The 26,192-nt window shown below is 67.3% G+C and carries 23 protein-coding genes; 17 read left to right on the forward strand and 6 right to left on the reverse strand.

The features are described 5' to 3' along the window. Positions 1-183 precede the first annotated feature (183 nt). From acs to ltaE, 3 genes are all read left to right on the forward strand, one after another. Positions 184-2,163: an acetate--CoA ligase gene (gene acs, locus ABFG95_RS21555; protein WP_049072210.1), complete on the forward strand. Its 1,980-nt coding sequence runs from the start codon at positions 184-186 to the stop codon at positions 2,161-2,163. A 138-nt stretch (positions 2,164-2,301) separates the two neighbouring features. After that, positions 2,302-3,189 (forward strand): DMT family transporter, encoded by an 888-nt coding sequence (locus ABFG95_RS21560; protein ID WP_348994912.1) that lies wholly within the window; start codon positions 2,302-2,304, stop codon positions 3,187-3,189. A gap of 45 nt (positions 3,190-3,234) precedes the next feature. Beyond that, entirely contained in the window at positions 3,235-4,245 is a 1,011-nt protein-coding gene (ltaE, locus tag ABFG95_RS21565; RefSeq protein WP_348994913.1) for a low-specificity L-threonine aldolase, read from the forward strand. Between the two features lie 154 nt (positions 4,246-4,399). On the opposite strand, the gene ABFG95_RS21570 is transcribed toward ltaE, so the two are convergent. From ABFG95_RS21570 to ABFG95_RS21585, 4 genes are all read right to left on the reverse strand, one after another. After that, positions 4,400-4,744 (reverse strand): antibiotic biosynthesis monooxygenase, encoded by a 345-nt coding sequence (locus ABFG95_RS21570; protein ID WP_068951548.1) that lies wholly within the window; start codon positions 4,742-4,744, stop codon positions 4,400-4,402. An 11-nt stretch (positions 4,745-4,755) separates the two neighbouring features. After that, on the reverse strand, positions 4,756-5,859 hold the full coding sequence (locus ABFG95_RS21575) for a cytochrome (RefSeq protein ID WP_175144324.1): 1,104 nt from the start codon (positions 5,857-5,859) through the stop codon (positions 4,756-4,758). Positions 5,860-5,930: 71 nt separating this feature from the next. Further along, positions 5,931-6,776: an NAD-dependent epimerase/dehydratase family protein gene (locus tag ABFG95_RS21580; RefSeq protein WP_348994914.1), complete on the reverse strand. Its 846-nt coding sequence runs from the start codon at positions 6,774-6,776 to the stop codon at positions 5,931-5,933. 15 nt (positions 6,777-6,791) lie between these two features. Next, positions 6,792-8,438, reverse strand: coding sequence for an electron transfer flavoprotein-ubiquinone oxidoreductase (locus ABFG95_RS21585; protein WP_348994915.1), 1,647 nt, complete (start codon positions 8,436-8,438; stop codon positions 6,792-6,794). A 112-nt stretch (positions 8,439-8,550) separates the two neighbouring features. On the opposite strand from ABFG95_RS21585, the gene ABFG95_RS21590 reads away from it, so the two are divergent. The 3 genes from ABFG95_RS21590 (at position 8,551) to ABFG95_RS21600 (ending at position 10,661) form a co-directional block, all read left to right on the forward strand. Beyond that, positions 8,551-9,000 carry an acyl-CoA thioesterase gene (locus ABFG95_RS21590; RefSeq protein WP_049072218.1) on the forward strand — a complete coding sequence of 150 codons (450 nt, stop codon included), beginning with the start codon at positions 8,551-8,553 and terminating at the stop codon, positions 8,998-9,000. 296 nt (positions 9,001-9,296) lie between these two features. Continuing rightward, positions 9,297-9,995 carry a CoA transferase subunit A gene (locus ABFG95_RS21595; RefSeq protein WP_049072219.1) on the forward strand — a complete coding sequence of 233 codons (699 nt, stop codon included), beginning with the start codon at positions 9,297-9,299 and terminating at the stop codon, positions 9,993-9,995. A gap of 12 nt (positions 9,996-10,007) precedes the next feature. Next, positions 10,008-10,661: a CoA transferase subunit B gene (locus tag ABFG95_RS21600; RefSeq protein ID WP_049072221.1), complete on the forward strand. Its 654-nt coding sequence runs from the start codon at positions 10,008-10,010 to the stop codon at positions 10,659-10,661. A gap of 95 nt (positions 10,662-10,756) precedes the next feature. Here the strand turns inward: ABFG95_RS21600 and ABFG95_RS21605 are convergent, their stop codons facing one another. Next, positions 10,757-11,215, reverse strand: coding sequence for a GNAT family N-acetyltransferase (locus tag ABFG95_RS21605; RefSeq protein WP_348994916.1), 459 nt, complete (start codon positions 11,213-11,215; stop codon positions 10,757-10,759). Positions 11,216-11,405: 190 nt separating this feature from the next. On the opposite strand from ABFG95_RS21605, the gene ABFG95_RS21610 reads away from it, so the two are divergent. The 9 genes from ABFG95_RS21610 (at position 11,406) to ABFG95_RS21650 (ending at position 22,719) form a co-directional block, all read left to right on the forward strand. Further along, entirely contained in the window at positions 11,406-12,281 is an 876-nt protein-coding gene (locus ABFG95_RS21610) for a MurR/RpiR family transcriptional regulator (RefSeq protein ID WP_049072224.1), read from the forward strand. After that, entirely contained in the window at positions 12,278-13,258 is a 981-nt protein-coding gene (locus tag ABFG95_RS21615; protein WP_049072226.1) for an isoaspartyl peptidase/L-asparaginase, read from the forward strand. Before ABFG95_RS21610 ends, ABFG95_RS21615 begins: the two co-directional genes overlap by 4 nt. A gap of 46 nt (positions 13,259-13,304) precedes the next feature. Further along, positions 13,305-15,191 carry a dipeptide ABC transporter ATP-binding protein gene (locus ABFG95_RS21620; protein WP_175144327.1) on the forward strand — a complete coding sequence of 629 codons (1,887 nt, stop codon included), beginning with the start codon at positions 13,305-13,307 and terminating at the stop codon, positions 15,189-15,191. A gap of 66 nt (positions 15,192-15,257) precedes the next feature. Then, positions 15,258-16,811 (forward strand): glutathione ABC transporter substrate-binding protein GsiB, encoded by a 1,554-nt coding sequence (gene gsiB / locus ABFG95_RS21625; protein WP_278991199.1) that lies wholly within the window; start codon positions 15,258-15,260, stop codon positions 16,809-16,811. 92 nt (positions 16,812-16,903) lie between these two features. Then, positions 16,904-17,824 carry a glutathione ABC transporter permease GsiC gene (gene gsiC / locus ABFG95_RS21630; RefSeq protein ID WP_049072229.1) on the forward strand — a complete coding sequence of 307 codons (921 nt, stop codon included), beginning with the start codon at positions 16,904-16,906 and terminating at the stop codon, positions 17,822-17,824. Positions 17,825-17,831: 7 nt separating this feature from the next. After that, positions 17,832-18,734, forward strand: a complete 903-nt coding sequence (gsiD, locus tag ABFG95_RS21635) for a glutathione ABC transporter permease GsiD (RefSeq protein WP_049072230.1) — start codon at positions 17,832-17,834, stop codon at positions 18,732-18,734. Between the two features lie 169 nt (positions 18,735-18,903). Continuing rightward, positions 18,904-19,998, forward strand: a complete 1,095-nt coding sequence (locus ABFG95_RS21640; protein WP_348994917.1) for a P1 family peptidase — start codon at positions 18,904-18,906, stop codon at positions 19,996-19,998. A gap of 19 nt (positions 19,999-20,017) precedes the next feature. Beyond that, a complete protein-coding gene (locus ABFG95_RS21645; RefSeq protein ID WP_348994918.1) occupies positions 20,018-20,920 on the forward strand; it encodes a M55 family metallopeptidase in 903 nt (300 codons plus the stop codon). An 8-nt stretch (positions 20,921-20,928) separates the two neighbouring features. Next, positions 20,929-22,719 carry an aminopeptidase P family protein gene (locus ABFG95_RS21650; protein WP_348994919.1) on the forward strand — a complete coding sequence of 597 codons (1,791 nt, stop codon included), beginning with the start codon at positions 20,929-20,931 and terminating at the stop codon, positions 22,717-22,719. A gap of 105 nt (positions 22,720-22,824) precedes the next feature. Here the strand turns inward: ABFG95_RS21650 and ABFG95_RS21655 are convergent, their stop codons facing one another. After that, positions 22,825-23,832, reverse strand: a complete 1,008-nt coding sequence (locus ABFG95_RS21655) for a hypothetical protein (protein WP_175183074.1) — start codon at positions 23,830-23,832, stop codon at positions 22,825-22,827. 195 nt (positions 23,833-24,027) lie between these two features. Between ABFG95_RS21655 and ABFG95_RS21660 the strand changes: the two genes are divergently transcribed. After that, on the forward strand, positions 24,028-25,680 hold the full coding sequence (locus tag ABFG95_RS21660) for a CTP synthase (protein WP_006389343.1): 1,653 nt from the start codon (positions 24,028-24,030) through the stop codon (positions 25,678-25,680). A 227-nt stretch (positions 25,681-25,907) separates the two neighbouring features. Next, positions 25,908-26,192, forward strand: a complete 285-nt coding sequence (locus tag ABFG95_RS21665) for a DUF1330 domain-containing protein (protein WP_006389344.1) — start codon at positions 25,908-25,910, stop codon at positions 26,190-26,192.

Raw genomic sequence — 26,192 nt, forward strand, 5'->3', positions numbered from 1 at the left:
TTGCGTATTGCGCTGTCAGTTGTCGATGCCGTTGCCGCCATGTTTGGCGCGCGTTCCCGCGGGATACGGGCTTATGGCCCGTATTTTGCGTAAGGTGCCCGTAAGAGCGCGGCGATACGGTTGCGAGTGGGCAGTCAGATAAAAGCGGCATCAACAACAGAATCACAGATTGGAGACAAGATCATGTCGAATGCTATTGAGTCCGTACTGGTGGAAACCCGGGTGTTCCCGCCGCCCGAGCGCGCGGCGCAGGGCGCCGCGATTCCCAGCATGGACGCGTACAACGCGCTGTGCGCGCAGGTCGAAAAGGATTTCGACGGCTTCTGGGCCGGCCAGGCCCGCGACAACCTGCAGTGGACCAAGCCGTTCACCGAGGTGCTGGACGAATCCAACGCGCCGTTCTATCGCTGGTTCGGCGACGGCGAACTGAACGTTTCGGCCAACTGCCTGGACGTGCACCTGACCAACGGCAACGCCGACAAGACCGCCATCATCTTCGAGACCGACGACGGCAAGGTCACCAAGGTCACCTACCGCGAACTGCTGGCGCGCGTGTGCCGCTTCGCCAACGGCATCGCCAAGCTGGGCTACAAGAAGGGCGACCGCGCCATCATCTACATGCCCATGTCGATCGAGGCCGTGGTGGCGATGCAGGCCTGCGCCCGCCTGGGCGTGACGCACTCGGTGGTGTTCGGCGGCTTCTCGGCCAAGAGCCTGCAGGAGCGCATCGTCGACGTCGGCGCCTCGCTGGTCATCACCGCCGACGAGCAGGTGCGCGGCGGCAAGACCATTCCGCTCAAGCCGGCGGTGGAAGACGCCATCGCCATGGGCGGCTGCGAAGCCGTCAAGCGCGTCATCGTCTATCGCCGCACCGGCGGCAAGGTGGCCTGGAACGAAGGCCGCGATCTCTGGATGCACGACGTCGAGGCCGGCCAGGCCGACACCTGCGAGCCGGTGCCGGTCAACGCCGAGCATCCGCTGTTCATCCTGTACACCTCCGGTTCGACCGGCAAGCCCAAGGGCGTGCAGCACTCGTCCGCCGGCTACCTGCTGTGGGCATTGCTGACCGTCAAGTGGACCTTCGACGCGCGCAAGGACGACGTCTACTGGTGCACGGCCGACGTGGGCTGGGTCACCGGCCATACCTATATCACCTACGGGCCGCTGGCCGCCGGCCTGACGCAGGTGGTGTTCGAGGGCGTGCCGACGTTCCCCAACGCCGGCCGCTTCTGGGACATGATCGCGCGCCACAAGGTCACCACCTTCTACACCGCGCCGACCGCGATCCGCTCGCTGATCAAGGCCGCCGAGGCCGCGCCCGAGACCCATCCGTCCAAATACGACCTGGACAGCCTGCGCATCATCGGCACGGTGGGCGAGCCCATCAACCCCGAAGCCTGGATGTGGTATCACAAGCACGTCGGCCGCGAGCGTTGCCCGATCGTGGACACCTGGTGGCAGACCGAGACCGGCGGCCACATGATCACGCCGCTGCCGGGCGCCACGCCGACCAAGCCGGGCTCGTGCACGCTGCCGCTGCCGGGCATCGCCGCCGCCATCGTCGATGAAACCGGCGGCGACGTCGACCAGGGCAACGGCGGCTTCCTGGTGATCAAGCGTCCGTGGCCGGCGATGATCCGCAACATCTGGGGCGACCCGGAGCGCTTCAAGAAGAGCTACTTCCCGTCGGAGCTGCGCGGTTATTACCTGGCCGGCGACGGCGCGCAGCGCGATGCGGACGGCTACTTCTGGATCATGGGCCGCATCGACGACGTGCTCAACGTGTCGGGCCACCGCCTGGGCACGATGGAAGTGGAATCGGCGCTGGTCGCGCACGAACTGGTGGCCGAGGCCGCCGTGGTCGGCCGTCCCGACGACACCACCGGCGAAGCCGTGGTGGCTTTCGTGGTGCTCAAGAGCGCCCGTCCCGAAGGCGCCGAGGCGCAGGCCATCGCCAAGACGCTGCGCGACTGGGTGGCCAAGGAAATCGGCCCGATCGCCAAGCCCAAGGACATCCGCTTCGGCGACAACCTGCCCAAGACCCGCTCCGGCAAGATCATGCGCCGCCTGTTGCGCGTGGTCGCCAAGGGCGAGGAAGTGACGCAGGACGTGTCCACGCTGGAAAACCCCGCCATCCTGGAACAACTGTCCAAGCCGCTGTGACGCGGCGCGCGCCGTCCGTCATGCGGACGGCGTGGACGGTTGCCCGCCCGACGGGAGCATAATGCGAGATGCCCATGCCGGTTTGCCGGCATGGGCATCGTCGTTTTTTCCTTCGCCACTTTCACTGGAGACGCCGCCGTGAGCCGCAGCAGTTTCGATCGCGCAGGGCTGGCCCTGATGTTCAGCACCATCCTCGTGTGGGCGGGCAGCTGGATCGCGATGAAGCTGATCGTGCCGTACATCGGTCCGTTCGATTTCGTGGCGCTGCGCTACGTGACCGGCGCGCTGGTGCTGTTCGCGCTGGCCGCCGCCACCCGGCGGCCGTTGGGCCTGCCGTCCTGGAAGCTGACCTTGCTGATCGGCCTGACCCAGACCGCCGGTTTCCAGGGCTTCGTGCAGACCGCGCTGGTATCCGGCGGCGTCGGCAAGGTGTCGTTGATGGCCTATACCATGCCGTTCTGGGTGGTGCTGTTCGCGTGGGGCCTGCAGGGCGAGCGGCCGACGGCCCGCCACGGCGTCGGCATCGGCCTGGCCGCGATCGGCCTGGTGCTGTTCATCGAACCCTGGCACGGCGTGGGCGAGATGCGGCCGGTGCTGCTGGGGTTGGGCAGCGGCCTGTGCTGGGGCGTGGGCACGGTGCTGTCCAAGCGCATGTTCGAGCGTCACGCGCCCGATGTGATGACCTTCACGGCCTGGCAGATGCTGTTCGGCGGACTGGTGATGACGCCGGTGGCGTGGCTGGTGCCGCAGATTCCGGCGCAGTGGGGCTGGCAGCTGTGGACCGGCATGGTCTATATCGTCCTGATCGCCACGGCCGCCGGCTGGCTGTTGTGGCTGCAGGTGGTCCGGCGGGTGCCGGCTTCGATTGCCGGCCTGTCCAGCCTGGGCGTGCCGGTGGTGGCGATGCTGATGGCGTGGGCGGTGCTGTCCGAGCGTCCGTCGCCGGTCGAGCTGGGCGGCATGGCCTTGATTCTCGCCGGCATTTTTGTCGTGAGCCGCGCGGCGCCCGCCGCGCGCGCGGGCTGACCGGCCCGTGCAGTACCGGATTCCATTTTCCTCCAAGGAAGTTTCATGATCGATTTGCGCAGCGATACCGTTACCCGGCCGTCCCCGGCCATGTTGCAGGCCATGGTCAGCGCGCCGTTGGGCGATGATGTGATGGGGGATGACCCCACCGTCATCCAGCTGCAGCAAGCCGTCGCCGAACGTGCCGGCAAGGCCGCCGGGCTGTTCTTTCCGTCGGGCACACAGAGCAATCTGGCCGGCCTGATGGCGCACTGCGAGCGTGGCGATGAGTATCTTGTGGGTCAGCAGGCGCATACCTACAAGTACGAAGGCGGCGGCGCGGCGGTGCTGGGCAGCATCCAGCCTCAACCCATCGAACACGCCGAGGATGGCACGCTGCCGTTGGAAAAGCTGGCGGCGGCGCTCAAGCCCGAAGGGGATCCGCACTTCGCTCGCACCCGTCTGCTGGCGTTGGAAAACACGTTCCATGGCAAGCTGATCCCGGCCGACTACGTGCGCGCGGCGACCGACTGGGCCCGCGGCCATGGCCTGGCCACGCACCTGGATGGCGCGCGCGTGTTCAACGCCGCCGTGGCAAGTGGCAAGCCGCTGGCCGAACTGTGCGCGTCGTTCGATTCGGTGTCGATCTGCTTTTCCAAGGGCCTGGGCGCGCCGGTCGGTTCGGTGCTGGTGGGTAGCGAGGAACTGATCGCCCGCGCGCGCCGCTGGCGCAAGGTGCTGGGCGGCGGCCTGCGCCAATCCGGCGTGCTGGCGGCGGCCTGCCTGTATGCGCTGGAACATAACGTCGAGCGCCTGGCCGAAGACCACGCCAACGCGCGCGTGCTGGCCGACGGCCTGCGCGCCATCGCCGGCGTGCGGGTGTTGAGCCAGGACACCAACATGGTGTTCGCGGAGTTCGAGCCGGCACGGTGCGAGGCCCTGACCGCTGCGTTGGCGGCCGACGGCATCCTGATGCGCGCTGTCTATGGCGGCCCGACCCGCATGGTGACGCACCTGGACGTGTCGCGCGACGACGTGCGCCGGGTGGTCGAGGCCGTGGCGCGCCACCTGGCCTGATGGCGCGCGCGCGGCCGCGCCCGGGCGGCCACGATGTCCTGCGCGATCAGGCGCGCCAGGTCGACTTGCAGCGCAGTGGGGCGGGCGGGAGCGGCAGGAGGCATGGAGGAGCGCGGGAAAGGCGGTGCTGCAATGGTAACGGGCAGACGCGGCGTCAGCCATGATGCGCGCGACTGTCGCCCGGCGCCTGGTCGCGGTCCCGCATGCCATAGTCGCGCAGCACTTGCGCGACGCGTAGGCGATAGTTGGCGAACACGCCGCCCCGTCCCGCCTCCTGGGCGCGGCGATGCGATTCCAGCGAGCGCCAGCGCCTGACCGCGTCCTCGTCGCGCCAGAACGACAGCGACAGCAGTTTGCCTGGGGTCGTCAGGCTCTGGAAACGTTCGACCGAAAGGAAGCCGTCAATGGTCTTCAGTTCATCGATCAGGCCCGCGGCGATCTGCAGATAGGGGGCCGGGTTGCCATCGGCGGGTTCGACTTCGAATATCACGGCGATCATGGCGTGGGCTCCTAGGTGAAATCAAATTGGGGAATGCGCGCGTTGGGCAGGGGGCGGTAGCGAAAGCGCGCCGCCAGTGCGGCGCCATCGATGCCGGCCTTCAGCAGGTGAACGAGCGCGCCCGCCGCATCGCGCCGTGCGGCGTCGCGGCCCGGGCAGGCATGGCCCTGTGCGCCGAAGGTCCAGTGCGCGTCGGGTTGCGCCATGGCGGCCGCGGCCAGCACCAGCAGCACGGTTTCGTCGGCCTCGATGCGCTGGCCGTCCAGTTCAATCGGGCCGGCCAGGAAGCGGCGGGTGTTGTGGATGGGCGGGTCGTGCCGCAGCGTCGCATCGACCATTTCCCAGGCCTGCGCCCGCGTCAGGTCCGCTCCGGCTCCCAGGCGCGCGGCGCGCAGCAGCGCATTGCCCAGCAGGCCGGCGCCGGCTTCGCAGGCCTGGAACAGCAGGCCCGCCAGGTTGGCGGCCAGCAGCACCGGATCCAGGCCGGCCTCTGTGCCCTGGATGCGCAATTCGCGCAAGGCCGGGCTGGCGGCGGGATCGTCCAAATGGGCGCGCAGGCGCGCCAGCAGGCGCTCGGCCGCCGCGTGTCCGGCCGCCGTCCGGTCCTCGGCGGCGGAGGGCGGCAGGGCTGCGAGGAACGCGCCGATATCGCGTGCGCATTCCGCGGCCACGGCGCCAGGCAGGCCGATGGCACAGGCTTGCGCAAAAACCGGGGCGGCGTGCAGGCAGCGGTCGATGCCCCTGGCCGAGCGTGCGTCCACGTCCAGCCTTTGCCAGTCGGGCGCGGGGGCCAGCGGCGCCTGTTGCGCCAGGAAGCCGCTGAACAATGTCTTGAGACGGCGCTGCCGCGGACCATCGTTCATCCGCAGGAAGCGGCCGAACAGCAGGCCGGCGGGACCCGCGGCGATTCCCTTGGGCACTGGCTCGGCGAGGGGGCGCACACGGGCGGCGGGATGGCGCATGATGTCGCGGATCAGCCTTGGATCGCTGGCCACCCACAGGCCTAGCCGAGTGTCCCGGTAGAGGGGGCGGTCGCGGGCCAGCGCGGCGTAATAGGGGTAGGGATCGGCGTGCGTGACCGCCTGCAGCGGATCGGTAGGGAAGGGCGTGGACATGGGCGGCGTGGCTGGATCAGGGACAGCCAGTATCACCGCCGCGCGCCAGCGACGATTCGGCCTTGGTCGAACTATGCCTGCGCGGTGTCCGCCAGCAGCGCGGCATAGCCAGCGCGCGAGTCCGGCCATTGCAGCGCCAGGCCGCTGGCCCGCAGACGGGCGTTGCTGAGCTTCTTGCTGCCGACCCCCTTGGGCGCGGGGCCGTCGCCAGGCGCTGGCGCGCCGATCATCCGCGCCAGGTCGGCATAGAGTTCATGCAGCGGCAGGGGCGTGTCGTCGCAGCCGATGTAGACCGGCAACGCATCGGGCAGCAGCGCCACGTGCACTATGGCGGCCGCGGCGTCGTCGATGTGGATGCGGTTGGCCCAGTGCGGCGGTTCAAGCGGCGCGCTGGCCTTGCCCGTCCGCAGCCGTTCGATCAGTTGCAGGCGGCCGGGGCCGTAGAGGCCGGCGAAGCGCAGGGTGGTGTGCGGGATCGCGCGCGCGGCCAGCGCCGCTTCCGCCTCGAGCAGGATGCGGCCGTTGAAGCCTTGCGGCGCGGGCGGCGTGTCTTCATCGACCCAGTCGCCGCGATGTTCGCCATACACCGCGCTGGACGATACGAACACGATGCGCTCGACCTGGCGCGTGTCGAGCGCATCCAGCACGTGGTTCAGGCCGTCGACGAACACGGCGCGATAGGCGGCGGGATCGCGCGCGCCGGCGGTGGCGACGTGGATCACGCGGGTGATGCCAGCCGGCAGCGCCGGCAGGCTATCGGGTTGGCTGATGTCGCCCGCCAGCCAGCGGATGCCGCTGGCGTCGTCGGCCGGCGGGCGGCGGCGCAATGCGTAGACCGTGTCGCCGCGCGCCAGCAGGCGGCGCGCGGCGCGTTGGCCGAGATCGCCGCAGCCGATGAAAAGCACGCGTTCAGCCATGGCCGCCGATGCCTGCTACATGCCGCTGTAGACCGGGCCCTCGCCGCCTTGCGGCGCCACCCAGACGATGTTCTGGGTCGGGTCCTTGATGTCGCAGGTCTTGCAGTGCACGCAGTTCTGCGCGTTGATCTGCAGGCGGTCCTCGCCATGGTCGTCCTTGACGAACTCATAGACGCCAGCAGGGCAGTAGCGCGATTCCGGGCCGCCGTACTTGGCCAGGTTGACCTGCACCGGCACCGAGGGATCCTTCAGCGTCAGGTGGGCGGGCTCGTTCTCGTCGTGGTTGGTGTTGGAGATGAACACCGAGCTGAGCTTGTCGAAGGTCAGCTTGCCGTCGGGCTTGGGGTAATCGATGCGGGCGCACTGCGAAGCGGGCTGCAGGCAGGCGTGGTCCGGCTTGCTGTGGCGCAGGGTCCAGGGCATCTTGCCCTTGAACACCAATTGCTCGATGCCGGTCATCAGCGTGGCCACGGTGCGGCCCTTCTTGAACCACTGCTTGAAGTTGCGGGCCTTGTTCAGCTCGGTGTGCAGCCACGAACTCTTGAAGGCCTCGGGATACGCGGCCAGTTCGTCGTGGCGGCGGTCGGCCACCAACGCGTCGAACGCGGCCTCGGCGGCCAGCTTGCCGGACTTGATGGCGGCATGGCTGCCCTTGATGCGCGAGGCGTTCAGGAAGCCGGCCTCACAGCCGACCAGCACGCCGCCGGGGAAGGTCAGCTTGGGCAGCGACAGCAGGCCGCCCGCCGTGATGGCGCGCGCGCCATAGGCGATGCGCTTGCCGCCTTCGAAGGTGCCGCGGATGGCCGGATGGGTTTTGTAGCGCTGGAATTCGTCGAACGGCGACAGCCAGGGGTTGGCGTAGTCCAGGCCGACGATCATGCCCACCGCCACCAGGTTGTTGTCCAGGTGGTAGAGGAACGAGCCGCCGTAGGTGTCGGAATCCAGCGGCCAGCCGGCGGTGTGGATGACCAGGCCGGGCTTGGACTGGGCCGGATCGACTTCCCACATTTCCTTGATGCCGATGCCGTAGGCCTGCGGGTCGCGGCCGTCGTCGAGCTTGTAGCGTTCGATCAACTGGCGGCCGAGCTGGCCGCGCGCGCCTTCGGCGAACACCGTGTAGCGCGCGTGCAGTTCCATGCCGGGCTGGTAGTGGGCGGTATGGCTGCCGTCGCGGGCCACGCCCATGTCGCCGGTGGCCACGCCGCGCACCGCGCCGTTCTCGTCGTACAGCACTTCGACCGCCGCGAAGCCGGGGAAAATCTCGACGCCCAGCGCCTCGGCCTGCTCGCCCAGCCACTTGACCACGTCGCCCAGGCGGACGATGTAGTTGCCTTCATTGTGGAAACAGGGCGGCAGCAGCCAATTGGGAGTGGCGCGCGCGCCGTTCTCGGACAGGAACAGGAATTTGTCCTGCGTCACGGGCACATTCAGCGGGGCGCCCTTGTCTTTCCAGTCGGGAATCAGTTCGGTCAGCGCCAGCGGATCCATCACCGCGCCGGAAAGGATGTGGGCGCCCAGTTCGGCGCCTTTTTCCAGGACGCAGACGCCGATTTCCTGATTCTTTTCAGCGGCCAGCTGCTTCAGACGGATAGCGGTGGCCAGGCCGGCGGGACCCCCGCCAACCACGACCACGTCATATTCCATCGACTCGCGTTCAGACATTGCAAAGCTCCCCGTATGTATTCCATATATGGCTGGAAGTATTATCGGCGATTGTATTGCAGGCGGAGACCTTGCACGTCTTCGCATTTCTTTCAGCCATCAGGAGTATTTGGTGAACCCGGACACACAGTCTGCGCGGATTCTGGCGGTGGGCGATACCCACCAGGTGGATTTGCCTTTGCGTTGGGGCGATTCCGACGCCTTGAACCATCTCAACAACACCCTGTATTTCCGCCTCATGGAAGAGGCGCGCATGCAGATCCTGTACGACGCGGGCTTTGAACTGCCGGCCGACGACGGCGCCATCCTGGCGCACGCATCCTGTGATTTCCTGCGCCCGTTGACCTATCCGGCGACGGTGCGGGTGACGCACAAGGTGACGCGCATTGGCCGTTCCAGCGCCGAATTCGAGCTGCTGCTCGAGAAAGTCGGCGATGACGGCGGCCCTTACGCCCGCGGGCGCAATGTGCTGGTGTGGATGGACTACGTGGCCAATACGTCCGCTCCGTGGCCGCCCGAAGTGCTGGCGAAAATGGCCACGCAGTTCAAGCCGGCCGCCTAGGCGCGGGGGGGCGGTGGCGGTCCGACTTCGATGCGGCGTTTGAAACGGCGCCCGCATTTGGCGGCCATGCCGTTAAAATCCCGCACAGAACACAATACGAATGACAGGGCGCGCCACCCTCGGCGCCGCGAACCAGCAGGCATCGGGCCAGGCCGCGATGCCGCCGGGCCGCGAGGCCGGCAGCCGCGTCCCAAGTACAAACAGGGTCCTCCCAGGATCGCCGGCCTCTCGCGAGGCATGCGCTCCGGCAGGCGGGCGGACTCTCTTCAGTTCGACCTTAACTAGGAGTTGGAGCGATGGACAAGGTTTTTGCAAGCGCCCAGGAGGCGCTGGCAGGCATCGTCAAGGACGGCCAGATGATCGCCGTGGGCGGTTTCGGCCTCTGCGGCATCCCGGAGGCCCTGATCGCCGCGCTGCGCGATTCGGGCGTCAAGGATCTCACGTGCATCAGCAATAACGCGGGTGTCGACGGCTTCGGCCTGGGCCAATTGCTGAACACCCGCCAGGTCCGCAAGATGATTGCCTCGTACGTGGGCGAGAACAAGGAATTCGAGCGCCAGTACCTGTCGGGCGAACTCGAGCTGGAGTTCACGCCCCAGGGCACGCTGGCCGAGAAGCTGCGCGCCGGCGGCGCGGGCATCCCGGCTTTCTTCACCCGCACCGGCGTGGGCACCATCGTCGCCGACGGCAAGGAAATCCGCGAATTCGACGGTCACCAATACGTGATGGAACGCTCGCTGGTGCCGGACGTGTCGCTGGTCAAGGCGCATATCGCCGACCGCAGCGGCAACCTGGTGTTCCGCAAGACCGCGCGCAACTTCAACCCGAACGTGGCCATGGCCGGCAAGTTCACGGTGGTCGAGGTCGAGCAGATCGTCGACACCGGCAGCCTGGACCCCGACCAGATCCACCTGCCCGGCATCTATGTGCACCGGATCGTGCTGAACGCCAATCCGGAAAAGCGCATCGAACAACGCACCACTCGCCCGGCCTAAGGAGAACACGACATGGCATGGTCCCGCGATGAAATGGCGGCGCGCGCCGCGCGCGAGCTGCAAGACGGTTTTTACGTGAACCTGGGTATCGGCCTGCCGACCCTGGTGGCCAACCACGTGCCCAAGGGCGTCGAAGTCTGGCTGCAATCCGAAAACGGCCTGCTGGGCATCGGCCCGTTCCCCACCGACGCCGAGGTCGACGCCGACCTGATCAACGCCGGCAAGCAGACCGTCACGACGCTGCCCGGCTCGTCGATCTTCTCGTCGGCCGACTCGTTCGCGATGATCCGCGGCGGCAAGATCAACCTGGCCATCCTGGGCGCGATGCAGGTCTCCGAAAAGGGCGACCTGGCCAACTGGATGATCCCGGGCAAGATGGTCAAGGGCATGGGCGGCGCGATGGACCTGGTGGCCGGTGTCGGCCGCGTGGTCGTGCTGATGGAACACGTGGCCAAGAAGAAGGACGGCACCGAGGACATCAAACTGCTGCCCGAATGCAACCTGCCGCTGACCGGCGTGGGCGTGGTCGACCTGATCATCACCGACCTGGGCGTGATGGAAGTCACCGACAACGGCCTGAAGCTGCTGGAAACGGCCCCTGGCGTGACGGTGGACGAGATCCAGTCCAAGACGGCCGCCAAGATGGATGTGTCGGCGGTCAAGTAATCCGCCGCCAAGGCATCATGAATAACGCCCCGCAAGGGGCGTTTTTCATTGAGCGCCCGCCAGGCGTGGCGGGCAGGGCGCCCCGGGGCGGGCGATCAGGCCGCTTCGCGCAGCAGCATGCCGACGTGCGGAATGCCGTCTTCGATGTATTCCTCGGTCACCGGCACGAAGCCGTGGCCGGCGTAATAGGCGCGTAGCCTGGCCTGCGCGCCCAGGTAGACCGGTTGGCCCGGCCACAGCCGCGCCACTTCGTCCTTGGCGCGGCGCATCAGCTCGTGCCCCAGGCCCGTGCCGCGCGCCGCCGGCGCCGTGATGACGCGGCCAATGACCGTCTGGCCGTCGTTCAGCGCGGGTTCGAGCAGGCGGCAATAGGCCAGCAGCGCGCCGTTTTCCCAGGCCATCAGGTGTTCCGTCTGTCCCTGCAGGTCCTTGCCGTCCATATCCAGGAAGACGCAGTCCTGTTCCACCACGAAGACTTCCGAGCGCAGGCGCAGGATGGCGTAGAGCTCGGCCAGGGTCAGATCGGCGTGGGGCTTGCAGGTCCAGAGGGGCATGTGAAAAGTCCGAAATTCGAGGCAGAAAGGCGGGGATCAAGCGTACATCAAACCGGCCCCGTTTCTTTTGAAGCACTGTTACATAAATTCACGGGTATACCCTTAGTATGAAAATGAATTTTCTTATCTAAAATTTGTGTGTAAACAGATTTACACAAACCTCCGCTACGTTTTCCCCCCCTGATTCTCGATGACCAAGGCCGCACTCACGATCGCTGATCGGATCGCCCGGGCCCAGCCCGCGCTGAGCCGCACGCAGCACAAGATGGCCGAGTACGTCCTGGCGCACCAGTTCCGCGTCGCCACGATGACCATCGACGAATTCGCGACGGCCGCGGGGGTGTCGGTCGCCACCGCCAACCGTTTCGCGCGCGCCCTGGACCTGCCGGGTTACCCGCAATTCCGCGCCGAACTGGCGCGCGGTTTCGAGGCGGCGCTGGAGCCGGTCGAAAAATTGCGCACCGAACTCGCGCATTCGGCCAGCGCGGTGCAGATATTCGCAGCGACGCTCGAAGAAGACATCCGCAACGCCCAGCGCAACCTGCAGAGCCTGGATGCCACCGCCTGTGAACAGGCGGTCGACGCCATCCTGGCCGCCGACCGCGTCTTCATCATCGGTTTCGGCGCCAGCGGTTTCCTGGCCGGCATGCTGCAGCGCGGCCTGTGCATGCACCTGCATTCGGTCGAATCGCTGGCGGGCCCTGGCGGCGTGTCGCACGCCGCCCGCCAGATGTCGCGCATGACCAGCAAGGATCTGGTCATCGCGATCGGCTTTCCGCGCTACCTGGCCGATACCGTCACCCTGGCCGGCGCCGCCAAGCAGGCCGGCGTGCCGGTGCTGGTGCTGACCGACAAGCCCACTTCGCCGCTGGCGCCGACCGCGTCGGTGGTGCTGTATGCCGTGTCCACGCGCCAGCTGATCCCCAATTCCGAAACCGCCGCGCTGGGCCTGATCGAAGCCCTTTCGGCGGCGGTGGCCTATCGGGCCAAGAATTCCGTCGCGGCCGCCGCTGGGGTGACCCAGTCCGTGATGCCGTGGCTCATCCATGGAGTAGGTAAACGATGATTCAACCCGTGATCGCGATTCACGGTGGCGCCGGCGCGATGTCCCGCGCGGCCATGTCGCCCGAGAAAGAGCAGGAATACCTGAGCGCCCTCGAGTCCATCCTGACCGCCGGGCAGGCCGTGCTGGCCCGTGGCGGTAGCGCGCTGGACGCCGTCACCGAAGCCGTGCGCCTCCTGGAAGATTGCCCGCTGTTCAACGCCGGCCATGGCGCCGTGTTCACCAGCGCCGGCACCCATGAGCTGGACGCCGCCATCATGGACGGCGCCACGCTGCGTTCGGGCGCCATCGCCAATGTCAACTGCGTGCGCAACCCGGTGTTCGCCGCGCGCAAGGTCATGGAAACCAGCAAGCACGTGCTGTTCGTGGGCGAGGGCGCCGAAGCCTTCGCCAAGGAAGCCGGCCTGGAAATTGTCGACCCCTCGTATTTCTCCACCGAGGCGCGCCGCGAGCAATTGCTGCGCGTGCAGCGCGAAACGCCGGAAGCGGCGGTGCTGGACCACGACGGCCAGGCCATGGTCGCGCGCGGCCAGCCGGCGCCGGCCGATCCGCTGGATGCGGACAAGAAGTTCGGCACCGTGGGCGCCGTGGCCGTGGACGCGCAGGGCAACCTGGCCGCGGCCACCTCCACCGGCGGCATCACCAACAAGCAGGTCGGCCGCGTCGGCGACGCGCCGCTGATCGGCGCCGGCACCTATGCCAGCAACAAGACCTGCGCCGTGTCCACCACGGGCACGGGCGAGATGTTCATCCGCATGGTCGCCGCCTATGACGTGGCGGCCCAGATGGAATATTGCGGCGCCTCGCTGGAAACGGCGGCGGACCGCGTCGTGATGGAAAAACTGCCCACCATCGGCGGCAAGGGCGGCCTGGTGGCCGTTGACGCCCAGGGCAATGTGGCCTTGCCGTTCAACACGGAAGGCATGTACCGCGGTTACGCCCGCGTCGGCGAGAAGCCGGTCACCGCCATCTACCGCTGAGCGGCGGCGGGCTTCGTTTTTGTCAGTTTTGGGGATTACTAGAGATATGGTTGATCGCGCAAACAGCCTGGCGCTGCCGGATAACCGCGTGGTCCAGGTCGACGACCTGACGGTGCGCTTCGTGGGTTCGGAGCGCACGGTCGAAGCCGTGCGCAACCTGTCGTTCCATGTGGACCGGGGCGAGACCCTGGCCATCGTGGGCGAATCGGGGTCGGGCAAGTCGGTGACGTCGCTGGCGCTGATGCGCCTGGTGGAACATGGCGGCGGCCGCATCGCCCAGGGCAGCATGGCCCTGCGCCGGCGCAACGGTGCCGTGATCGACCTGGTCAACGCCAATCAACGCGCCATGCGCAATGTGCGCGGCGCCGACATGGCCATGATCTTCCAGGAGCCGATGACGTCCCTGAACCCGGTGTTCACGGCCGGCGACCAGATCGCCGAGTCGATCCGCGAGCACCAGGGCATGGACGCCGCGGCCGCGCGCGCCGAGGCCCTGCGCATGCTGGAACAGGTGCGCATTCCGGAAGCCAAGTCGGTGCTGGACCGCTACCCGCACCAGTTGTCGGGTGGCATGCGCCAGCGCGTCATGATCGCCATGGCGCTGGCCTGCAAGCCGGCGCTGCTGATCGCCGACGAGCCCACCACCGCGCTGGACGTCACGATCCAGGCGCAGATCCTGCAACTGATCCGCCAGTTGCAGGAAGAAATGCACATGGGCGTGGTGTTCATCACCCACGACATGGGCGTGGTGGCCGAAGTGGCCGACCGCGTGCTGGTCATGTATCGCGGCGACAAGGTCGAGGAAGGCCCGTCGGCGTCGGTATTCGCCACGCCCCAGCACGCCTACACCAAGGCGCTGCTGTCGGCCGTGCCGAAGCTGGGCGCGATGCAGGGCACCGACCTGCCGGCGCGTTTCCCGCTGCTGCAGGTGGACGGCAAGGCGCAGCCGGTGGCCGAACCCGGCGCGGCCAGCACCCAGGAAGTGCCGGCCGCGCGTCGCGAGCCGATCCTGAGCGTGCGCAACCTGGTGACGCGCTTCGACCTGCGCGGCGGCATCCTGAGCCGCGTGCAGCGCCGCGTGCACGCGGTCGAGAAGGTCAGCTTCGACCTGTATCCCGGCGAGACGCTGTCGCTGGTGGGCGAGTCCGGTTGCGGCAAGTCCACCACCGGCCGTTCGCTGCTGCGCCTGGTGGAAAGCCAGGGGGGCGAGATCCGCTTCGGCGGGCGCGACATCGTGCGCCTGAAGACGGGCGAACTGCAATCGCTGCGCCGCGACATCCAGTTCGTGTTCCAGGACCCCTTTGCTTCGCTCGATCCCCGCGTCACGGTCGGTTTCTCGATCATGGAGCCGCTGCTGGTGCACGGCGTGGCCAAGGGCAAAGAGGCCGAGCAGCGCGTGGCCGAACTGCTCGAGCGCGTCGGCCTGCCGCCCGAAATGGCGCAACGCTACCCGCACGAATTCTCCGGCGGCCAGCGCCAGCGCATCTGTATCGCGCGCGCCCTGGCCCTCAATCCCAAGGTCGTGATCGCGGACGAATCGGTGTCGGCGCTGGACGTGTCGATCCAGGCGCAGATCGTCAATCTGTTGATCGACCTGCAGCGCGACATGGGCATTTCTTTCCTGTTCATCTCGCACGACATGGCCGTGGTCGAGCGCGTCAGCCATCGCGTGGCCGTCATGTACCTGGGGCAGATTGTCGAGATCGGTCCGCGCCGGGCCATCTTCGAGAACCCGCAGCACCCCTATACCAAGAAGCTCATGGCCGCCGTGCCGATCGCCGATCCGGCGCGCCGTCACATGAAACGCACCTTGCTGTCCGATGAAATTCCCAGCCCGATCCGCAGGCTCGGCGACGAGCCGGTGGTGCAGCCGCTGGTGCAGGTAGGAACCGATCACTTCGTCGCCCGCCACGCGGTCGGCGGAGCGTATTGAGTCAGTTGTCGTACTTGTTTTTCTTCCACCAAACCCCCTAATTCCGCACAGGAACCAGGAGTTGCAATGATGAAAGTTCTGCGCCCCACCAAGCTGATGGCCGCCGCCGCGGTGGCCTTCGGCGTGCTCACCTCGCCGCTGGCGCATGCTGCCAAGGACGTGACGTTTGCCGTCTCCATCGCGCTGGAAACGCTCGACCCGTACAACACCAACAGCACGCTGAACCAGGCGGCCGGCAAGGCCTACTACGAAGGCCTGTTCGAGTTCGACAAGGACCTGAAGGTCCAGAAGGTTCTGGCCACCGACTACACCGTCAGCGAAGACGGCCTGGTGTATACCTTCAAGCTGCGCGATGGCGTCAAGTTCCATGACGGCACCCCGTTCAACGCCGAAGCCGTCAAGATCAACTTCGACCGTCCGGCCAACCCGGAAAACCGCCTGTCGCGCTACATCCAGTTCAGCGTCATCGACAAGACCGAAGTGGTCGATCCGCTGACCGTCAAGATCACCCTGAAGAAGCCTTTCTCGGCCTTCATCAACGCGCTGGCCCACCCGGCCGCCATGATGATCTCGCCGGCCGCCCTGGCCAAGTACGGCAAGGAAATCGGCTTCCACCCGGTCGGCACCGGCCCGTTCGAATTCGTCGAATGGAAGCCCGCCGAATACCTGAAGGTCAAGAAGTTCGACGGCTACTGGAAGAAGGGCTACCCCAAGGTCGACACCCTGACCTTCCGCACCGTGACCGACAACAACACCCGCGCCGCCGTGGTGCAGACGGGCGAAGCGCAATTCGCCTTCCCGGTGCCGTTCGAGCAGGCTGCCGTGCTGTCCAAGAACGACAAGCTGGACGTGGTCGACCACAAGAACTCGATCATGGCCCGCTACCTGTCGATGAACACGCAGCAAAAGCCGTTCGACAACGTCAAGGTGCGTGAAGCCATCAACTACGCCATCAACAAGGACGCCCTGGCCAAGGTCGCTTTCTCGGGCTACGCCACCGTCGTCGACGGCGTCGTGCCGCAAGGCGTGGACTTCGCCCACAAGACCGGCCCGTGGCCGTACGACATCAAGAAGGCCAAGGCCCTGCTGGCCGAAGCCGGCTACCCCAACGGCTTCGAGAGCCAGCTCTGGTCCGCCTACAACGACGGCACCTCGGTGAAGGTGGTGCAGTTCCTGCAGCAGCAACTGGCGCAAGTCGGCATCAAGGTGTCGGTGGAAGTGCTGGAATCGGGCCAGCGCGTGCAGCGCGTGCAACAGGTGCAGAAGCCTGAAGACGCCAAGGTCCGCATGTACTACGCCGGCTGGTCGTCCTCGACCGGCGAAGCCGACTGGGGCCTGCGCCCGCTGCTGACCACCGCCGCGTTCCCGCCGGTGCTCAACAACGTGTCGTACTACTCGAACAAGTCGGTTGACGACGGCATCCAGCAAGCCCTGGCGACGACCGACCGCGCCAAGAAGACCGAGATCTACAAGACCGTTCAGGAAACCATCTGGAAGGACGCCCCGTGGGCCTTCCTGGTGACCCAGAACAACCTGTACGTCAAGTCGAAGAACCTGTCGGGCGTGTACGTGGAGCCGGACACCTCGTTCTGGTTCGGCGATATCGACCTGAAGCAGTAATCGCGCGGCGGTAACTCACGGGGCCGTTCGGCCCCTTGCAAGGCCACATACGGCGGGGACGCGGTGTCCCCGCCGATGTTGCAGGAATTTCAATGCTGACCTATATCGTCAAACGTCTTTTGGGCATGATCCCCACGCTGCTGCTGGTGGCCGTGGTCGTGTTCCTGTTTGTGCACATGCTTCCGGGCGACCCGGCGCGACTGGCCGCGGGCCAGGAGGCCGACCAGCAGACCGTCGAACTGGTGCGCAAGGAACTGGGCCTGGATCTGCCCCTGCCGCAGCAGTTCGTGCGCTACTTCAGCCACATGCTGCAAGGCGACCTGGGTACCTCGCTGCGTACCAAGCGTCCCGTCTCGACCGAAATCGCCGATCGCTTCATGCCCACCATGTGGCTGACGATCGCCAGTATGGCCTGGTCCGTCACCTTCGGCATGATCATCGGGATCGTGTCGGCCGTCTGGCGCAACCGCTGGCCCGATCGCCTGGGCATGACGCTGGCGGTGTCCGGTATCTCGTTCCCCGCGTTCGCGCTGGGCATGATGCTGATGCAGATCTTTTCCGTGAACCTGGGCTGGCTGCCGACCGTGGGCGCCTCCAGCTGGAAACACTACATACTTCCGTCCATCACGCTGGGCGCGGCGGTGGCCGCGGTGATGGCGCGCTTTACCCGCGCTTCCTTCGTCGAAGTGGTGCAGGAAGACTTCGTGCGCACCGCCCGCGCCAAGGGCCTGAGCGAGCGCCGCGTGGTCATCAAGCACGCGCTGCGCAACGCGCTGATTCCGGTCGTCACCATGATGGGCCTGCAGTTCGGCTTCCTCCTGGGCGGCTCGATCGTGGTCGAGACGGTGTTCAACTGGCCCGGCCTCGGCCGCCTGCTGGTCGACGCCGTGACCCAGCGCGACTACCCGGTGATCCAGGGCCTGGTGCTGCTGTTCTCGTTCGAATTCATCCTGATCAACCTGATTGTCGACGTGCTCTACGGCGTCATCAATCCCAGCATCCGTTACAAGTGAGGCGGCCATGAGCAATACGACACCCGCCGCAACCGTCGCCACCGCCGTGCCCAAGAACGACGTGCGCACGCCCGCCACCGAGTTCTGGCGCAAGTTCAAGAAGCAGAAGCTGGCCGTGGGCGCCGGCCTCTTTGTCCTGCTGCTGGTCGTGGTGGCGATCCTGGCCCCCTGGATCGTGCCGTTCGACCCGGAGAACTTCTTCGACTACGACGCCCTCAATGCCGGTCCGTCCTGGACGCACTGGCTGGGCGTGGACTCGCTGGGCCGCGATATCTTCAGCCGTATCATCATGGGCGCGCGCATCTCGCTGGCCGCCGGCTTCCTGTCCGTCGCCATGGGCGCCATCGTCGGCACCTTCATGGGCCTGATGGCGGGTTACTACGAAGGCTGGTGGGAGCGCATCACGATGCGCGTCTCCGACGTGCTGCTGGCGTTCCCCGGCATGCTGCTGGCCATCGGCGTGGTCGCGATCCTGGGCTCGAGCATGGTCAACGTGATCGTGGCCGTGGCCGTGTTCAGCGTGCCGGCGTTCGCCCGCCTGGTGCGCGGCAACACGCTGTCGATCAAGCAGATGACCTACGTCGAGGCGGTCAAGAGCGTGGGCGCGTCCGACTGGACCATCATCATGCGCCACATCCTGCCCGGCACGATCTCGCCGATCGTGGTGTATGGCACGATGCGCATCGGCACCTCGATCATCACCGCGGCCAGCCTGTCGTTCCTGGGCATGGGCGCCTCGCCTCCCACGCCGGAGTGGGGCGCGATGCTGAACGAGGCGCGCGCCGACATGGTGATCGCCCCGCACGTGGCGATCTTCCCGGCGCTGGCGATCTTCCTGACCGTGCTGGCGTTCAACCTGCTGGGCGACGGCCTGCGCGACGCGCTCGATCCGAAGATCGATCGCAAGTAACCGCCAAGCGGACGATGGTTACCGCGTCGGTCGCCCCTCGGGGCTCGGCGCGTGTCATCGGTCCCCTTGCCGCCGCCCGCGTCCGGGCGCCCGCCTCGCGGCGTGCGCCACGGCCACGCGGGACGGCGGCATTTTGCATTCTGGAGCGTGGCGACACGCAGCGACAAGCATGGACAAACAAGCGTTGGACCAACCCCGCATCGGCAAGCTGGAGGCCGGCCCGCTCGATTCGATCTGCGACGTGGGCGACATCAGCGTCGGCCACTGCACGCTGGACGACGGCGCGCTGCAGACCGGCGTGACCGTGGTGCGGCCGCATGGCGGCAATCTGTTCCTGGACAAGGTGCCGGCCGCCGCCACGGTGCTGAACGGCTTCGGCAAGAGCACCGGCCTGGTCCAGGTGCAGGAACTGGGCGTGCTGGAAACGCCGATCGCGCTGACCAACACCTTCGGCGTGGGCACCGTGGCCAACGCCCAGATCCGCGCGGCGGTGGCGGCCACGCCCGAGATCGGCCGCGGCATGTCGACGGTCAATCCGCTGGTGTTCGAGTGCAACGACGGCTATCTGAATGACATCCAGGCCATGGCGGTGCAGGAATCGCACTACGCCCAGGCGCTGGCCGCCGCGGACAAGCGCATGGCGCAGGGCGCGGTCGGCGCGGGCCGTGGCATGTCGTGCTTTTCCTTCAAGGGCGGCATCGGCTCGGCCTCGCGCGTGGCCGCGATCCAGCCTTGCCTGCGCTACACCGTCGGCGCGCTGGTGCTGGCCAATTTCGGTCGCCTGCCAAACCTGACCGTGGCCGGCCGGCCCTTCGGCCGGCGGCTGGCGGACCAATTGGACCGCGGCCTGGCGCAGGCGGGAGAGAACGCCGCCATCGTGCCGGAGAAGGGCTCCATCATCCTGCTGGTGGCCACCGACGCGCCGCTGGACGCGCGCCAGTTGCGCCGACTGTCGCTGCGCGCCGGCGCCGGCCTGGCCCGCACCGGCTCGGTGTTCGGCCATGGCAGCGGCGACATCGCGCTGGCGTTCTCCACCGCCTACACCGTGCCGCAACAGGCCGAGCGGCCGATGCCGGCGCTGGCCATGCTGCACGAAACCCGCATCGATCCGCTGTTCGAAGCGGCGGCCGAGGCCTGCGAGCAGGCCATCATCGCCGCGCTGTGGCGGGCCGAAGGCGTGCAGGGCCGCGATGGCCATCACCGCGCCGCCATCCGCGATGCCGCGCCCGACTGGCGCCAATGGCTGGCGGACACCGAATTCTGAATCCCACCAAGGCACTCCCATGAAGATCCTGATTTCCACCGATATCGAAGGCGTCGCCGGCGTCTTCCACGCCGAACAAGTCCGTGCCGGCAATGGCGAATACGAGCGGGCCCGCGCCTGGATGACCGCCGAGGCCAACGCGGCCGTGCAGGGCGCCATCGCTGGCGGCGCCGAAGAGATCCTGGTCAATGATTCGCACGGCGGTTTCCGCAACCTGCTGCCGGACGGCCTCGACGAACGCGCCCGCCTGGTGCTGGGCAAGCCGCGCTACCTGGGCATGATGGGCGGCCTGGAAGAGGGCTGCGACGCCGTCTTCATGATCGGCTACCACTCGCGCTCGCAGGGCCGCGGCATCCTCGCGCACACCATCAACAGCTTCGCTTTCTCGCGCGTCTTCATCAATGGCATGGAGCTGGGCGAGGCCGGCCTGTACGGCGCGCTGGCCGGTGAAATGGGCGTGCCCGTCATCCTGGCCACCGGCGACGACGTGTTCATCGCCGAGACCACCGACCTGTTCCCCGGCGCGCAGTGGGTGCAGACCAAGGTGGCGCACGGCCAGGGCAGCGGCGTGACGCTGTCGCCGGCGGCCTCGCGTCGCGCGATCGCCGCCGCCGCGGAGACCGCCGTGCGCAACTTGAAGGGAACGACTCCCACGCCGCGCCCGCAAGGCGGGCTTGCTGCCCCCCAGGGGGGCGCTTCCACCTCGGGGCGGCCCAGCGGTGGAAAGGCGGTTCCGTTCCGCATCCCCGCCCCTATAGAATGCCGGTTGCAGACCCAGAGCGCGGCGCTCGCCGACCTGTTCTGCATGTGGCCCACGCTGGAGCGCGTGGACGGCGTGACGCTGCGGTTCACCACGGACAGCATGCAGGCCGCCATCCGCACGCTGAACAGCCTGGCCGCCATGTCCTTCATGTTGCGCTAAGGAAACCCATGTCCAGCACCGACACCCGTATCGCCCAACTGCGGCAGGCCATGCGCCGCCGCGGCCTGTCCGCCTATATCGTGCCGTCCTCGGATCCGCACCTGTCCGAATACCTGCCGGCGCGCTGGCAGGGCCGGCGCTGGCTGTCGGGCTTCACGGGGTCGGTGGGCACGCTGGTGGTGACCGCCGATTTCGCTGGCCTGTGGGTCGACAGCCGCTACTGGGTGCAGGCCGAGGCGCAACTGGCCGGCACCGGGGTGCAGCTGATGAAGATCGCCGTCGCCACCACGCCGGGCCATGTGGACTGGCTGGCCGCCAACACCCGCGCCGGCGATGTCATCGGCGTCGATGGGCAGGTGCTGGGCCTGGCCGCGTTCCGCGCGCTGTCGGTGGCCGCCGCCACGTCCGGCGCCACGCTGGAGATCCGCGCCGACCTGCTGGACGATATCTGGACCGACCGCGCCGGCCTGCCGCTGGCCGCGATCTACGAACACGTGGCGCCGCAGGCCTGCGTCACGCGCGCCGACAAGCTGGCCCAGGTGCGCGCCGCCATGCGCGCCCATGGCGCCAACGTGCATTTCATCAGCACGCTCGACGACATCGCCTGGCTCTTCAACCTGCGCGGCGCCGATGTCGACTACAACCCGGTGTTCGTCGGCCATGCGCTGCTCGGCCTGGACCACGCCACGCTGTTCGTGGCTGACGGCAAGATCGACGCCGCGCTGCGCGCCACCCTGGCCGCCGATGGCGTCGAAGTGGCCGATTACGCCGAGGCCGCCGACGCGCTGGCCTCGCTCGAACTGGACCAGAAGCTGCTGATCGACCCGGCCCGCGTCACCTGCGGCGTGTTCCACGCGATGGACCCGGCCGTGCCGCGCGTCGAGGCCATCAACCCGTCCACGCTGCTCAAGTCGCGCAAGACCGACGCTGAACTGGCCAATGTGCGCCAGGCCATGGCGCAGGACGGGGCGGCGCTGTGCGAGTTCTTCGCCTGGTTCGAGGGCGCGCTAGGCAGCGAGCGCATCACCGAGCTGACCATCGACGAACAGATCACCGCCGCCCGCGCGCGCCGGCCGGACTACGTCTGCCCCAGCTTCGCCACCATCGCCGGCTTCAACGCCAACGGCGCCATGCCGCACTACCGCGCCACGGCCGAGTCGCACGCCACCATCGAAGGCGACGGCCTGCTGCTGATCGATTCCGGCGGCCAGTACCTGGGCGGCACCACCGACATCACCCGCGTGGTCGCGGTGGGCACGCCCAGCGCCGACCAGAAGGTCGACTTCACGCTGGTGCTCAAGGGCATGATCGCGCTGTCGCGCGCCTCGTTCCCGCGCGGCACGCCGTCGCCGATGCTGGACGCCATCGCGCGCGCCCCGATCTGGGAAGGCGGCGCCGAATACGGCCACGGCACCGGCCACGGCGTGGGCTACTTCCTGAACGTGCACGAAGGCCCGCAGGTCATCTCCTATCGCGCGGTTCCCGGTCCGCACACGGCCATGGAGCCGGGCATGATCACGTCCAACGAACCGGGCATCTATCGTCCCGGCCGCTGGGGCGTGCGCATCGAGAACCTGGTGGCCAACCGCGCCTGGCTGACGTCCGAACTGGGCGAGTTCCTGTGTTTCGAGACGCTGACGCTGTGCCCGATCGACACGCGCTGCATCGAGCCGTCGCTGCTGCGCGCGGATGAAATCGCGTGGCTCAACGACTATCACAAGACCGTGTTCGAGCGCCTGTCGCCCTTGGTCGAGGGCGAAGCGCTGGCCTGGCTGGAACGCCGCACCGCGGCCATCTGACGGTCGCGTCCTGCAATGTGACGGTCGCGTCCTGCAATGACAAAAGGCCCCAACGGGGCCTTTTGTCATTGCGCTTGCGGCGTCGCGCCTTCGCGCGGCGGCGCTTCAGGCCGGCGCGTTCGCCGACGGCGTCTCGCGATGCCGGTAGAACAGCCGGGCGCCGGCATAGCATCCCAGCGCGATCAGCGCGCCATAGATCAGCAGCGACACCGCGGTCGTCATGTACGACTCGGCGGCGCGCATCAGCTGGTCCCAGGTCATGTTCCAGAGGATCAGGAAGGCCAGGCCGACGCCAAGCACCTGCGTCAGCCAGAACGCGAAGGTGCCGTGGGCGATGGCGCGGCCGAACCCGGCCGTGCCCAGCGTCCGTGGCAGGCTTTTGAGGCAGACCCACGCCGCCAGGCCCAGGATCAGGGCCGGCAGCACCCAGTAGCCAAGGGCGTACTCCAGCAGTTGCTCCGAACGCACATAGGTCATGAAGTAGCCGCCCAACACCAGTCCGACGTGCAATTGCCACAGCAGCAGCGTCAGCGCGGCGATCCATGCCGCGTGGCGGGGCGTGTGGGACGGCGCCGCCGGTCCGCCGGCCGGCCTGACGCTCCAGGCCGCGATGCGCACCGCCAGCCAGGCGCCCGCGATCACCAGCAGCAGGCCACACAGTTTGAGCGGCAGCGCCATCACCAGCACCCGGGCCGGGCCGTAGTAGCCGAAAACGTTGTCCACCCATTCCCGGTTCGCCAGGACGAACGAATAGAACGCATGCTGCAGCAGCGCCTGGGCGGCGGAGATCAGCACGAACAACACCAGCGAGACTATCAACAGCACGGCCGTCATCCGGCCCGGCCGGTCGACGCCGGCGGCGTCGTGCCGGCGTAGCCAGCGTTGCGTGGTGCACCAGGTGACCAGCGCCATGAGGACGGTGCCGGCGACGATTTGCACGACCGTGGTGGCCACCATCTCGGGGCGCGCGAACGTCTCGCGGATCCGCTCGGCCAACGGGGACGCCAGCAACAGATAGGCCTGCAGCAGCGCCGCGGCGAGCAATTGCAGGCAGACAACGGCGGTGACCAGGCGCCAGGCCAGGGCGTTCGGGCGTTCGGGCGGGGCGTTCATCGGCGGCGGGCTCCTCGGGATGTCGAAATCGGGGACGAACATAGCATGGTCCCCGCCCGCGAGGCATGTCGGGGTGCCGGCCGAGTGCAGCCAAATGTTACGCCTGGCCGCTAGGGGAAAACCCAGACAAGTTCCGCCTCCCGGCTATAATCCAAATTTCCCGCACGCGCCCGCTCGTCCCGGGCGCTTATTACGATGACCAAATACGTATTTGTCACCGGCGGAGTGGTGTCTTCCCTGGGCAAGGGCATCGCCGCTGCGTCGCTCGCCGCCATCCTCGAGTCGCGTGGTCTGCAGGTCACCATGCTCAAGCTCGACCCCTACATCAACGTCGATCCGGGCACCATGAGCCCGTTCCAGCACGGTGAAGTGTTCGTCACGGAAGACGGCGCCGAAACCGACCTGGACCTGGGCCACTACGAGCGTTTCGTCTCCGCCCGCATGCACAAGGTGAACAACTTCACCACCGGGCAGATCTACGAATCGGTGCTGCGCAAGGAGCGCCGGGGCGACTACCTGGGCAAGACCGTCCAGGTCATTCCGCACATCACCAACGAGATCCAGGACTTCATCGCCCGTGGCGCGGACGCCGCCTGGAACGGCAACACCGACGTCGCCATCGTCGAGATCGGCGGCACCGTGGGCGACATCGAATCGCTGCCCTTCCTGGAAGCCGCGCGCCAGATGAGCCTGCGCATGGGCCGCAACAATGCCGCCTTCGTGCACCTGACGCTGGTGCCGTTCATCGCGTCCGCCGGCGAACTCAAGACCAAGCCCACCCAGCACTCGGTGCAGAAGCTGCGCGAAATCGGCATCTACCCGAACGCGCTGCTGTGCCGCGCCGACCGTCCCATTCCGGACGACGAGCGCGCCAAGATCTCGATGTTCTCCAACGTCCCCCTGGATGCCGTCATCTCGGTGTGGGACGCCGACTCGATCTACAAGATCCCGGCCATGCTGCACAAGCAGGGCGTGGACAACATCGTCTGCGAAGCGCTGGGCCTGACCCCGCCGCCGGCCGACCTGTCCATGTGGGACAACCTGGTCGACGCGCTCGAACACCCCGAGCACCAGCTGACCATCGGCATGGTCGGCAAGTACGTCGACCTGACCGAGTCGTACAAGTCGCTGACCGAAGCCCTGGTGCACGCCGGCATCCATACGCGCTCCAAGATCAATATCGAGTACATCGATTCCGAAGACATCGAAACCCGCGGCACCGACCAGCTCAAGCACCTGGACGCCATCCTGGTGCCGGGCGGCTTCGGCAAGCGCGGCACCGAAGGCAAGATCGCCGCGATCCGCTACGCCCGTGAAAACGGCGTGCCGTACCTGGGCATCTGCCTGGGCATGCAGCTGGCCGTGATCGAATTCGCGCGCCACGTGGCCGGCCTGGGCGGCGCCAACAGCACCGAGTTCGATCCGTCGGCGCCGCATCCCGTGGTGGCCCTGATCACCGAATGGATGGACCGCGAAGGCAAGGTCGAAAAGCGCGACAACTCGTCCGACCTGGGCGGCACCATGCGCAAGGGCGCGCAGCGCGTGCCGATCAAGCCGGGCACCCGCGCCCAGTCGATCTACGGCGACGAAGTCAACGAACGCCATCGCCACCGCTACGAAGTCAACAACGTCTACGTGCCGCGCCTCGAAGAGGCCGGCATGGTGATCAGCGCGCGCACCCCGACCGAGAACCTGCCGGAAATCATGGAACTGCCCGACCACCCCTGGTTCGTCGGCGTCCAGTTCCACCCGGAGTTCACGTCCACCCCGCGTGACGGCCACCCGCTGTTCTCCAGCTACATCCGCGCCGCCATCGAGCAGAAGGCTCGCCGCGGCCAGGGGGCGTAATGGCGGTCGGCGGCACCGAGCCGCGCATTTGCGCCGCCCGGGCCGCCGGCCTTATTCCCGCCGTCGCTCCTGGCGGACAACGCGCCGTGGCCTCGCGCCGCGGCGCTGCTTTCGGATACAACCACTTAGCATCGGACAGGCACGGCCCCGCCGTGTTGCGCGACACTGCCCGTGTCTCGCGGTCCGGCGCCGCGACCCCATCAATGCAACTGCCCTGAAGGAACCCCATGAGTGCCTATCTCATCGCCGACGTCACAGTGACCAAGCCCGCGCAGTACGAGGATTACAAGCGTCTGTCCACGCTCGCCATGCGCGCGTACGATGCCAAGATCCTGGTGCGCGGCGGCGAATCCCGGCACCTTGAGGGGCGTGAGCCCGGCCGCACCGTCGTCATGGAGTTTCCCTCCATGGCCGCGGCCCAGGCCTTCTACGACTCCTGGCAGTACCGACGCGCCCGCAATGCCCGTGAAGGCGCGGCCGTGATGAATATGTTTATCGTTCAGGGAATGTAA

The organism is Achromobacter sp. HNDS-1 (assembly GCF_040084795.1).
Taxonomy (GTDB): Bacteria; Pseudomonadota; Gammaproteobacteria; order Burkholderiales; family Burkholderiaceae_B; genus Achromobacter; species Achromobacter ruhlandii.